The 11,232-nt window shown below is 70.5% G+C and carries 11 protein-coding genes; 4 read left to right on the top strand and 7 right to left on the bottom strand.

Annotated elements, in window-relative coordinates; all coding sequences use genetic code 11:
• Positions 1-200: 200 nt before the first annotated feature.
• From U874_RS0111785 to U874_RS0111770, 4 genes are all read right to left on the bottom strand, one after another.
• The gene (locus tag U874_RS0111785; RefSeq protein WP_025134739.1) at positions 201-1,607 is read right to left on the bottom strand and encodes a class II fumarate hydratase; all 1,407 of its coding nucleotides are present in this window, start codon (positions 1,605-1,607) and stop codon (positions 201-203) included.
• A gap of 144 nt (positions 1,608-1,751) precedes the next feature.
• Positions 1,752-2,426 carry a carbonic anhydrase gene (locus tag U874_RS0111780; RefSeq protein ID WP_025134738.1) on the bottom strand — a complete coding sequence of 225 codons (675 nt, stop codon included), beginning with the start codon at positions 2,424-2,426 and terminating at the stop codon, positions 1,752-1,754.
• Positions 2,423-3,115, bottom strand: coding sequence for a DUF4245 family protein (locus U874_RS0111775; protein WP_025134737.1), 693 nt, complete (start codon positions 3,113-3,115; stop codon positions 2,423-2,425). Before U874_RS0111775 ends, U874_RS0111780 begins: the two co-directional genes overlap by 4 nt.
• Before the next feature lie 2 nt (positions 3,116-3,117).
• On the bottom strand, positions 3,118-3,381 hold the full coding sequence (locus U874_RS0111770; protein WP_025134736.1) for an exodeoxyribonuclease VII small subunit: 264 nt from the start codon (positions 3,379-3,381) through the stop codon (positions 3,118-3,120).
• A gap of 141 nt (positions 3,382-3,522) precedes the next feature.
• Here U874_RS0111770 and U874_RS14445 point away from each other — a divergent pair, with 141 nt between their 5' ends.
• The gene (locus U874_RS14445; RefSeq protein WP_025134735.1) at positions 3,523-4,707 is read left to right on the top strand and encodes a hypothetical protein; all 1,185 of its coding nucleotides are present in this window, start codon (positions 3,523-3,525) and stop codon (positions 4,705-4,707) included.
• A 43-nt stretch (positions 4,708-4,750) separates the two neighbouring features.
• Here U874_RS14445 and xseA read toward each other — a convergent pair whose 3' ends face one another.
• Complete coding sequence (xseA, locus tag U874_RS0111760) at positions 4,751-5,965, bottom strand: exodeoxyribonuclease VII large subunit (protein WP_025134734.1); 1,215 nt, start codon at positions 5,963-5,965, stop codon at positions 4,751-4,753.
• A gap of 141 nt (positions 5,966-6,106) precedes the next feature.
• On the opposite strand from xseA, the gene U874_RS0111755 reads away from it, so the two are divergent.
• Together U874_RS0111755 and U874_RS0111750 are read left to right on the top strand one after the other, a co-directional pair.
• The gene (locus U874_RS0111755; RefSeq protein ID WP_029988348.1) at positions 6,107-7,138 is read left to right on the top strand and encodes a 4-hydroxy-3-methylbut-2-enyl diphosphate reductase; all 1,032 of its coding nucleotides are present in this window, start codon (positions 6,107-6,109) and stop codon (positions 7,136-7,138) included.
• A 110-nt stretch (positions 7,139-7,248) separates the two neighbouring features.
• Complete coding sequence (locus U874_RS0111750) at positions 7,249-7,926, top strand: M15 family metallopeptidase (RefSeq protein WP_157834257.1); 678 nt, start codon at positions 7,249-7,251, stop codon at positions 7,924-7,926.
• 128 nt (positions 7,927-8,054) lie between these two features.
• Here U874_RS0111750 and U874_RS0111745 read toward each other — a convergent pair whose 3' ends face one another.
• Together U874_RS0111745 and fbaA are read right to left on the bottom strand one after the other, a co-directional pair.
• A complete protein-coding gene (locus tag U874_RS0111745; RefSeq protein WP_025134731.1) occupies positions 8,055-8,936 on the bottom strand; it encodes a DUF6264 family protein in 882 nt (293 codons plus the stop codon).
• A complete protein-coding gene (fbaA, locus tag U874_RS0111740; protein ID WP_025134730.1) occupies positions 8,936-9,964 on the bottom strand; it encodes a class II fructose-bisphosphate aldolase in 1,029 nt (342 codons plus the stop codon). The genes U874_RS0111745 and fbaA overlap by 1 nt, the downstream gene beginning before the upstream one ends.
• A 206-nt stretch (positions 9,965-10,170) precedes the next feature.
• Between fbaA and glpX the strand changes: the two genes are divergently transcribed.
• On the top strand, positions 10,171-11,154 hold the full coding sequence (gene glpX, locus U874_RS0111735) for a class II fructose-bisphosphatase (RefSeq protein WP_025134729.1): 984 nt from the start codon (positions 10,171-10,173) through the stop codon (positions 11,152-11,154).
• The last annotated feature ends 78 nt before the right edge of the window (positions 11,155-11,232 follow it).

Genomic DNA, 11,232 nt, shown 5'->3' with positions numbered 1-11,232 from the left:
CGACGTTTCTGATTTCTCCGAGAATTGCGAGCAGCCCGGCTCCCGATGAAGGCAGACGGCTGAGCTTCTCCGGGAAAGAGCGAGCGGCCCGGCTCCCGAGGAGGGCAGACGGCTGAGCTTCTCCGGGAAAGAGCGAGCGGCCCGGCTTCCGAAGAAACCGAGCCGCCCTGCCCGCGTGGCGCGGGCTCGCCGCAGGCGACTTACTTCGCGACGCCCGGGTGGGTCATCGAGAGCAGGTCGAGCGCCTTGTCGAGGTCGGCCTCGGTGACCTCACCGCGCTCGACGTAGCCGAGGTCGATGACGGCCTCGCGCACGGTGATGCCCTTCTTGACCGAGTGCTTCGCGATCTTCGCCGCTGCCTCGTAGCCGATGAGGCGGTTGAGGGGGGTGACCGTCGAGGGGCTCATGCCCGCGAGCGCCGCGGCGCGGTCGAGGTTCGCCTCGAGGCCGGCAACCGTCTTGTCGGCGAGCACGATCGACGCGTTCGCGAGCAGGCGGACCGACTCGAGGAGCGCGGTGCCCATGACGGGGATCTGGACGTTGAGCTCGAAGGAGCCCGACGCGCCGGCCCACGCGATGGTCGCGTCGTTGCCGATCACGCGCGCGCACACCATGAGCACGGCCTCGGGGACGACGGGGTTAACCTTGCCCGGCATGATCGAGGAGCCCGGCTGCAGGTCGGGGATGTGGAGCTCGGCGAGACCCGTGTTGGGGCCCGATCCCATCCAGCGGATGTCGTTGTTGATTTTCGTCAGCGAGACGGCGATCGTGCGGAGCGCGCCCGAGGCCTCGACGAGACCGTCGCGGTTCGCCTGCGCCTCGAAGTGGTTGCGGGCCTCGGTGATGGGCAGGCCGCTCGACTGCGCGATCTCGGCGATGACCTTCTCGGGGAAGCCGAGCGGGGTGTTGATGCCGGTGCCGACGGCGGTGCCGCCCTGGGGAACCTCGGCCACGCGGGGGAGGGCCGCGTCGATGCGCTCGATGCCGTAGCGGATCTGCGCGGCGTAGCCGCCGAACTCCTGGCCGAGCGTCACGGGGGTCGCGTCCATGAGGTGCGTGCGGCCCGGCTTCACGGCCGACTTCCACAGCTCGGCCTTCGCCTCGAACGCCTCGGCGAGGTGCGCGAGGGCGGGCTTCAGCTGCTCGATGAGCGCGCCGGTCACGGCGATGTGCACGGAGGTGGGGAACACGTCGTTCGACGACTGCGACGCGTTGACGTGGTCGTTCGGGTGCACGGGGGCGCCGAGGTGCTTCGTGGCGAGCGTCGCGAGGACCTCGTTCGTGTTCATGTTCGAGGACGTGCCCGAACCGGTCTGGTAGGTGTCGACCGGGAACATGTCGTGGTGCGCGCCGCCGATGACCTCGTCGGCCGCCGCGACGATCGCGTCGGCGATGGGGGCCTCGAGGATCCCGAGCTCCTTGTTCGCGATCGCTGCTGCGCGCTTGATGCGGGCGAGGGCGACGATCTGCGCGGGCTCCAGGCCGGTGCCGGAGATGGGGAAGTTCTCGACGGCGCGCTGCGTCTGCGCGGCGTAGAGCGCGTTCTTGGGAACGCGGACCTCGCCCATCGTGTCGTGCTCGATGCGGTACTCGATCTCTTCGGTCACAGCTGTCCTTTGTTCGGGGAGTGGTCTCGGGATAACGGAATACGTGGGAATGAAATGAAGTCGGGGAGGTTTGAGAAGTTTGAGCACTCGGAGAAGCCGGGGAGGATCTCGCTCCCCGCCCCGCACGCCGCGGCGTCCGGTGCGCTAGTCGAGCGGGGCGAGCTCCAGCTCGACCGGGCCGACGACGGTGTACGGCACCGCGCGACCCTCCGTGAGCCGGTACTGGCAGCCCACGACCGCGAGGCGGCCGGCGTCGACGGCGTCGCTGATCGCGCGCGAGGTGCGGAGGAGCTCGTTCACGGTCGCGGCGAGGTGGATCCGGCCCACCGCGTTCGCGTCGATCTGGCTGGCGTCCGCGTAGGGGGTGTCCGTGCGCCCCTGGAGCCACAGCTGCTGCACGGCGGGCTGGATCGGAGCGAGCGTGTGCCGCACCGACGCAGTCGTCTCGCTCGGGGTGCGGCTCGACTGGTCGATCGCGGCCGCGACGGCCCCGCACGAGTCGTGCGCGAGCACCACGATCAGCGATGCGCCGAGCTCGGTCACGGCGTACTCCATCGATGCGGTGATCGACTCGGCGACGACGTGGCCCATGTTGCGCGCGATGAAGAGATCGCCGAGCCCGCAGTCGAAGATGATCTCAGCGGCGAGGCGCGAGTCCGAGCAGCCGAAGAGGGCCACATCGGGCGTCTGCTGGTTGACGAGCTCGCTGCGGCGCTCGACGTCCTGGTTCGGGTGCGCGGAGATGCCCGAGACGAATCGCTCGTTCCCTGCCGCGAAGGTGTCCCAGGCCTGCTGGGGGGTGACGCGGGGCGCGGTCATTCGTTCTCCTTCGGTTCGGTCGCTGCGGCGCCGTCGGGAGTGCCGAGCGAGTCGGCGACCTGGGCGGCGAGCACGCGGATCGTTGCGGGCGAGTCGGTGCCGTAGACGAGGATCGTGTCGTTGCCCCACGTGCCCTGGAGCCCGAAGATCATGTTCGACTCATCGGCCTTGCGGTCGGGGTGGTCGTAGACGATCCACTCGATCCCGCCGATCTCCTCGGTGCCGGTGGGGGCCTGCTGCTCGAGCTGCTGGGACACCCAGAGCTCGGGCACGGGGGCGCCGGTCGCCGTGAAGCCCTGCACCACGGCGGCGTAGGCCTCATCGGCGGTCGTGTAGTTGATCTGCCAGGACGTCACATCGCTGCTCGTGCGGAGCGTCGCCTGCTTCGCCTTCCAGTCCTCGCCGACGGCGGGGGCGGCGAGCGTGCGGCCCGCGCTCGGTGCGGCGTCGGAGGCGAGCTCGGTCACGTTGACCGAGTGATCCTCGAAGCCGCCCGTGCCGCGCGGCACCATGAGCACGATCACGAGGACGAGCCCGAGCGTCACGAGCAGTGAGAAGACGAGGTTGTTCACGGTCTTCCGCTGCCGGTAGAGGCGGCTGTCGCGTGCCTTGCGGGCCGCGGTCTCGGAGGGCGTCTCCGGTCGGCCGAGCTCGGCGACGACCACGGGGGTCTTGGTCTTCTTCGCCATGGCTACGCGAGATCCTCCGTCGCACTCGTGCCGGTCGCGTTCGCGGCGCCGGCGTCGGCCTGCTGGCGCGCGGTCTCGAGGCGCTGGCGGGCGCCGAGCAGCCACTCCTCGCAGCGCGCGGCGAGCACTTCGCCGCGCTCCCAGAGCTGCAGCGACTCCTCGAGGGTGCTGCCGCCCTGCTCGAGGCGCTGGACAACCTGGATCAGTTCGTCGCGGGCCTCCTCATAGCTGAGCGCTGCGGGATCCCGGGTCTCGGAAACAGACATGGCCCCCAGTCTAGCTCCCGCGCCTCACCGCGGGCTGCGTGCTGCGCTGGCCGAGGATGCTTCCTGTTCGGTCCATGCGCCCTCCTGCGCTTCCGAAGGCCCTCTTGTTCCCCCATAGAGCCGAGTCGTTAGGCTGAAGTCATGCTTCGCCTGCTCTGCTTCATCGGCTCCGGGATCCTCCTCGGCGGGATCGTCTCCGCTCTCGTCGGGCCTCCGGGGGCCGCCGCGTGGGCGTTCCCCGTGGGACTCATCGTGCTTGTCTTCTCGGTGGTCCTGCTCGCGGTCGGCCGATCGATGCGGGGCGTGCAGCTGGGCGATCCGAAGCTCGCTGCGGCCGCGACCGAGGACGGCAGGATCGCGCTCGCCCGCGTCGACGCGCTCACGCAGACCGGCACCTTCATCAACGAGCAGCCCCTGTGCGAGCTCGAACTCACCGTGCGGCCCGTGCACGGCGACGCGTACCGCACGGTGGTGCGCCGCGTGGTGCAGCTCACCGAGATCCCGCGGTTCCAGCCCGGCTCAAGGCACGTCGTCGCGGTGCTCGTTGCGGGCCAGCCGGACGTGGCGTTCACGGAGCACGACGCGGGCGCCGAGATCTGGGCCGATACGGAGCTGCCTCCCGCGGCAGCGGCCGGCCCGGTGCTGCGCCCGGCGCCCGGCGGGCTGCGCGCGGACGGCACGCGGCGATCCCCGCTCATCGGAACGGGGCGGCGCGGTCGGCCGATCCGGATCGCGGTCTTCGTACTCGCCGGGCTGCTGGCCGGCGCGGCCGTCGTGCTGCCCTACCGTGCGGGTCTCGCTGAGACGCTCGCGGCGCTGCCGCAGGGACACCTGCACGCCGACCTGCGCGAGCCGCTGCCACTGGAGCGTGCGCTTGCGACGCTCGCGGCGGAGACGGGGGAGGACCGAGTGACGAGCATCTCGGTCTCCGATGATCTCGTGCGCATCGAGGCACCCGCGAAGCCGGGCGGACTCAATGTGGACTCCTGGTACGTGCGGCGGGGTGCCGTGACGCACACGGGGGCGGGATCGATCCAGCCGGAGAGCGCTGGCGAGTTCTTCGAGATGGCGGAGCTCGACGGTGCGGCTGTGGCTCGCGCGATCGACGAGGCCGCCGAGCTCGTCGCCGACGAGATCGACACGGAGGCTGCGCTCGACGCGCTCATGTACCACGTGTCACGCACGCTCGCCGAGCACCCCGACGACCCCTGGACCCATGAGCGCACGGGCCCCGTCGTCGTGGACTTCTCGCTCTCGGACGACTACCGCTCCGCGAGCTTCCGCGTCAACGCCGACGGCACGGGGCTCGAACGCACCGACGGCTAGCGGCTGCCGGTCCGCCCCGGGAGCGTCGGGGCGCGCATACGCCTCAGCCCTGCGAGGTCGCCGTGATCCGCCCGTCCGCGAGGGAGATCGCGAGCTCGGTGCCCGCGGGGGCGTCCGCCGTGCCGCGCAGCACGGAGCCGTCGGCGAGCTGCACGATGCCGTAGCCGCGTTCCAGCGTGGCGCGGGGGGAGAGCGCGGTGAGGCGACCCCGCAGATCGGCAAGCTCCCGACGGCGATCCTCCACGGCGCGATCCGCGAGCTCGGTGCCGCGTGCGATCCAGCGGACGAGTTCTTCGGCCCGCTCGTCGACGAGGCGCTCCGGGGTGCTCAGCACGGGGCGGCCGCGGAGCTGCGCGAGCCGGTCGGTCTCGTGCGCCAGGAGCTGGCCGAGGCGCGAGCTCATGCGGGCGCGCGCCTGGTCGATCCCGGCGAGCTCCTCGCCGACGTCGGGCACGACCCGCTTCGCGGCATCGGTCGGGGTGGAGGCGCGGAGATCCGCGATCTCGTCGAGTAGCGGGCGATCCGCCTCGTGGCCGATCGCGGAGACGATGGGCGTCGTGGCTGCGGCGGCAGCGCGCAGTACGAGTTCATCGCTGAAGGGGAGGAGGTTCTGGAAGTCGCCGCCGCCGCGGGCGACGATGATCACGTCGACCTCGGGATCCGCATCGAGTGCGGCGATCCCGGCCGCAACCTCGCCCGCGGCGCGATCGCCCTGCACGGCGGCGTAGTGGATGCGGAATTGTACGCCGGGCCAGCGGAGCGTGGCGTTGCGCACGACATCCTTCTCCGCGTCCGAGTCCCGTCCCGTGACGAGCCCGATCCGGCCAGGCAGGAAGGGGAGCTGCCGCTTGCGCGAGGCGTCGAAGAGCCCCTCCGCTTGGAGCTGGCGTCGCAGTCGCTCGAGCCGCTCCAGCAGTTCGCCGAGCCCCACGTGCGAGAGGTCGAAGACCTGGACTGTGAGGGATCCGCCCTTCACCCAGAAGTTCGGCTTCACGAGCGCGATCACCCGGTCGCCCTGCGCGAAGTCGCTCGTGAGGCGCTGCGCGACCGAGCGCCACACCGTGAAGCTCACGGTGGCGTCCTGGCCGAGGTCCTTGAGCTTGCCGTAGACGTGGCCGCCGCGCACCTGCCACTGGGTGATCTCGCCCTCGACCCAGACCTGTCCGAGACGGTCGACCCACGCGGCGATCTTCTCGCTCATGAGCCCGACGGGCCAGGGGGTCTCGCGGGTTGCGGGCGCGCTTCCAGTTTCGGCCATGCCACCACCCTACTGACCCGGGCGCCGTCGATCCCGCGTCCCCGTGATCGTTGAGGAAGGCCGGGTAGAATCTCTGGCATGACTACGACCGTGCAACAGCCCGATCAGCGCACCATCGGCGCCCCCGTTGTGAGCCTCGCGATGCCGCGCATGCGGCGCGAGGTCGGCCGGCTCAAAGACCTTCCCGTCGAGGGCGCGAAGAAGGTGCTGCTCGCGGCGCCGCGCGGCTACTGCGCAGGCGTTGACCGGGCGGTCGTCGCGGTGGAGAAGGCGCTCGATCGCTACGGCGCTCCCGTCTACGTGCGGAAGCAGATCGTGCACAACGTGCACGTGGTGAAGACGCTCGAGAAGATGGGTGCGATCTTCGTCGAGGAGGTTGACGAGGTGCCCGAGGGCGCGAACGTCGTGTTCTCGGCGCATGGCGTCTCTCCCGCGGTCGTGCAGGCTGCGGACGATCGCGGGCTGCACGCGATCGACGCGACGTGCCCGCTCGTCACGAAGGTGCACCGCGAGGCCGTGCGCTTCGCGAAGCAGGACCTCGAGATCCTGCTCATCGGTCACACGGGCCACGAGGAGGTCGAGGGGACCGCGGGCGAGGCTCCGGATCACATCACGATCGTCAACTCGCCCGACGACGTCGACTCGCTCGTCGTGCAGAACCCCGACAAGCTCGTGTGGCTCTCGCAGACCACGCTCTCCGTCGACGAGACGATGGAGACGGTGCGCCGCCTGCGCGAGCGCTTCCCGAACCTGCAGGATCCGCCGAGCGACGACATCTGCTACGCGACGCAGAACCGCCAGGTCGCCATCAAGAAGATCGCGCCGCAGGCAGACGTGGTGCTCGTGGTCGGCTCCTCCAACTCGTCGAACTCCGTGCGGCTCAAGGAGGTCGCGCTCGAGTACGGCGCGAAGGCCGCCTACCGCGTCGACTTCGCGAGCGAGGTGCAGCAGGCGTGGCTCGATGGCGCGCGCACGATTGGAGTGACGAGCGGCGCATCCGTGCCGGAGGTGCTCGTGCAGGAGCTGCTCGACGACCTCGCCGATGCCGGCTACTCCGATGTGGAGGCCACGGTGACGGCGGAGGAGGACCTCGTGTTCTCGCTGCCGAAGGAGCTCCGCCAGGACGCGAGCGGCAAGCGCGACGCGCGCGCGCTCGGCGGCCGGGTGCGCTAGCCCCACGCGCCCGTCCCGTGCCGGGCGCGCGTCCCGCGCAGCTATCGTCGGCGTATGCTCTGCGGCATACGGCATGGCAACACCGCTCTTGGTGCACTGGGAGCATGTTCATGTCGTATCGTTCCCGCGCGGCGAATGCCGCGATCGCCGCCATCATCGCCTCGCTCGCCGTCGCAGCCGTCGTCTGCGGCGCGCTGCTCTTGCGCCCCGGATCGAGCGCCGCGGACGCCGGGCACGCCGGGAGCAGCGGCGCGTCGGACAGTGGCTCTCTGGACAGTGGCTCTCTGGACAGCGGCACGGTCAGTTCAGAAGCTCGAGCCGGCGAGCGCGACGAGGAGCGCTTCGGCGGGAACGGCGAGGTGCTGGATCCTGACGGGATCCGCGTCGACGCCGACCACCCGGGAGTGCGCGGCCTCGATCCCGAGCTGCGCGCTGCCGTCCAGGCCGCTGCCGAGCGCGCCGCAGCGGAGGGGATCGAGCTGCGCTTGAACTCCGGCTGGCGCAGCGCCGCCTACCAGGACGAGCTCCTTGCGCAGGCGGTCTCGGACTACGGCAGCGAAGCAGAAGCCCGCCACTGGGTGGATACCCCGGAGCGATCGGCGCACGTGCGCGGCGAGGCGGTCGACATCGGCGGCCTGGAGGCGGCGCTCTGGGTGGGGCAGTACGGGGCCGAGTTCGGGCTCTGCCAGATCTACGCGAACGAGAACTGGCACTTCGAACTCGCGCCGATCGACGCCGACGGCTTCTGCCCGCGCGCATACGACAGTGCCGCCGCTCGCCCGGAGTGAGCGTGCGGCGGCACAGTCGAATGCGTCGCGATCAGATGCGGCGCGGCCGTCTGGAGAGGGATCGTCTGCAGTGCGGCCGTATGCAGAGGTATCGTCTGCAGCGCGACCGTCTGCAGCAGGACCGCGGCCTACGGCTGCTGCATCTCCTGCAGCGAGTCGAGCATCTTCGAGAGTGCACCGTTCGGGTCGGCCTCGATCTGCTGCATGATCTCGGGCGCTCCGCCCATGGCGATCATGGGTACGACGAGCAGGATCACGAACGCGATCACTGCGGCGACGAGCGGCACCCAGAACGTGATCTTCCTCGCGCGCATGCGCTGGATCGAGAGGATCAGGTTCAGTGCGTAGACGAGCAGCACGGCGAGCGCGCTGGCGACGCCGAGCGTGCCGACCCAGCTCTCCACCTTGGGGGAGTCCATGCCGATGAGCGTGCCCATCAGGCTGATCTGGCTCTCCAACGCGAAGAACGAGCGCGCGACACTCAGCGCGCCGAACGCACCGAAGACGAGCAGCATGATCGTGACCACACGGTCGCCCGTGCGCGGCGAGGCGCTGCGCGGAGCGCCGTAGACCGGCCCGGGCTGCGCGGCCGCGGCGCGGTACGACTGATCGCTGCCGGGCGCGGCCTGCTGGCCGCCCTGCTGCTGGCTGCCCTGCTGGGGCGCGTGCTGCTGCGGTGCGTGCTGCTGGCTTCCCTGCTGCGGCGCCTGCTGCTGCCCGGGCGCACCCAGGTTGTGGGGCACGCCGGACGGGCGGGCGCTGGCCGAGCGCTGTGCGCTCGCGGCGACTGATCCAGCGGCGCCGGATCCGCCCGTCTCCGCGACAGCGGCTTCCGTGCCCTCGGGCGGCGTCCAGACCCAGCCCTCGGGCGCGTACTCTCCGTACTCGGGCTGCGCGGGGCGGGCCGGGGCAGCCGGCTGCGCCGCCTGATCCTGTGCCGCCTGATCCCGCGCCGCCTGATCCTGCCCGGCCGGCTGCGCGGGGCTCGCGTCGTTGCGCGCGTCGGACACTAGGCGCTCACCGACTTCCCGGCGGAGCCGAGCTGCTCGGCGGCGAGGGCGATGCGCGCGGCCATGCCGGTCTCCGCAACCTTGCCGTAGGCGCGGGGGTCGTACTGCTTCTTGTTGCCGACCTCGCCGTCAATCTTCAGCACGCCGTCGTAGTTCTTCAGGATGAAGTCGGCGACGGGGCGGGTGAACGCGTACTGCGTGTCCGTGTCGATGTTCATCTTGATCACGCCGTTGCGCACGGCCTCTGCGATCTCCTCGGCGGAGGATCCCGAGCCGCCGTGGAAGACGAGGTCGAGAGGCTTCTCGCCGGTGCCGTACTTCGCCTGGAGGCCAGCCTGGATCTCGGCCAGGAGCTCGGGGCGCAGCTGCACGCCGCCCGGCTTGTACACGCCGTGCACGTTGCCGAACGTCAGCGCGGTGAGATAGCGGCCCTGCTCGCCGAGGCCGAGCGCCTCGACCGTCGCAACGGCGTCCTCGAGGGTCGTGTAGAGCTGGTCGTTGATCTCGTGGGCGATGCCGTCCTCCTCGCCGCCGACGACGCCGATCTCGACCTCGAGGATCACGCCGATCGCCGCCATGCGGGGGAGGAGATCCTTCGCGATGTCGAGGTTCTCGCCGAGCGGCACGGCCGAGCCGTCCCACATGTGCGACTGGAAGTAGGGGAGGCCGCCCTGCGCGACGCGCTCCTCGCTCGCCGCGACGAGGGGGAGCACGAAGTTGTCGAGGTGCTGCTTGGGGCAGTGGTCGGTGTGGAGCGCGACGGTGATGTCGTACGCCTTCGCGACCTCCTCGGCGAACTTTGCGAACGCGATGGCGCCGCCCACGCGGTTCGACACGGTGTGGCCGGCGAAGTAGTCCGCACCGCCGAAGCTCACCTGGATGATGCCGTCGGAGCCGGCCTCGGCGAAGCCCTGGAGCGCAGCGTTGAGGGTCTGCGAGCTGGACACGTTCACCGCGGGGAAGGCGAAGCCGCCAGCCTTCGCGGCGTCGAGCATCGCTGCGTACTGTTCCGGGGTTGCGACGGGCATGTGTGCTCCTCGTGTTCGTTTCGGTTCGATGTGCGGTGGCCGTGCCTGCCCCGACATGTTGATCGGGATGCTCGGCGGGCCGAACGTCTGTGGCGGCGCCTCGGGGGCACCGCTTCGCGGTCCCAGTCTATGCGTTGAGGCCGTGAGCGGGAGGAGGACGCGGGCGGACGTGGGTGGACGCGGGTGAAGGCGGTAGGCTACTGCGTATGAATGAACCTGTTTCGCTTGGCGAATGGCAGCCCGACCGTAACCTCGCGATGGAGCTCGTTCGCGCGACCGAGGCTGCGGCGATGCGTGCGACCCCCTGGATCGGCCGTGGCGACAAGAACGCGGCCGACGGGGCAGCGGTCGACGCGATGCGTCGTTTCCTTTCGACGGTGAACATGAAGGGCACCGTCGTGATCGGCGAGGGCGAGAAGGATGACGCCCCCTGGCTGTACAACGGCGAGGTCGTCGGTAACGGCGAGGGCGCGGAGTGCGATGTCGCGGTCGACCCGATCGACGGCACGCGGCTCACCGCTGAGGGGCGCCCGGGCGCGCTCTCGGTGATCGCGGTGGCCGACCGGGGCAGCATGTACGATCCCTCGGCCGTGTTCTACATGGACAAGCTCGTGTGCGGGCCCGAGGGCGTCGGCGTGGTCGACATCAACCGTCCCATCGGTGAGAACATCCGCGCGCTCGCGCGTGCCAAGCAGGTCGACGTCTCCGACATCCGCGTCGCCGTGCTGGATCGGCCGCGCCACGAGAACCTCATCCGCGAGATCCGCGAGGCCGGCGCCGGCACGCGTCTGCTCATGGACGGCGACGTCGCGGGCGGCGTGAACGCGGCTCGCTGGGATTCGCGCATCGACATGTGCGTCGGTATCGGCGGCACGCCCGAGGGCATCATCACGGCGTGCGCCGTGAAGGCGCTCGGCGGTGTGATCCAGGGTCGCCTGTGGCCGAAGGACGACGACGAGCGCCAGCGCGCACTCGACGCGGGCCACGATCTGAACCGTGTGCTCGAGGCCAACGACCTCGTGTCGAGCGACAACTGCTACTTCGTGGCGACGGGCATCACCGACGCCGAGTTCATCGACGGCGTGCAGCGCCGCGGCCCGTTCGTGCGCGCCGAGAGCATCGTGATGCGCTCGCACTCGGGCACGATCCGCCACGTCATCAGCGACATGGATCCGAGCCGCTGGGACTAATCCTCCTGCGCCGCAGGCTCGCGAGCCCCGGAAGCTGAGCCCCGGAGCATGCGCTCGGGACGCTGAGCCGAAACACCA

Source organism: Leucobacter sp. PH1c (genome assembly GCF_000633415.1).
In the GTDB taxonomy this organism is placed as follows: Bacteria; Actinomycetota; Actinomycetes; order Actinomycetales; family Microbacteriaceae; genus Leucobacter.
Note: the sequence above shows the minus strand (reverse complement) of the source record. Positions and strands in the feature narration are given on the sequence as shown.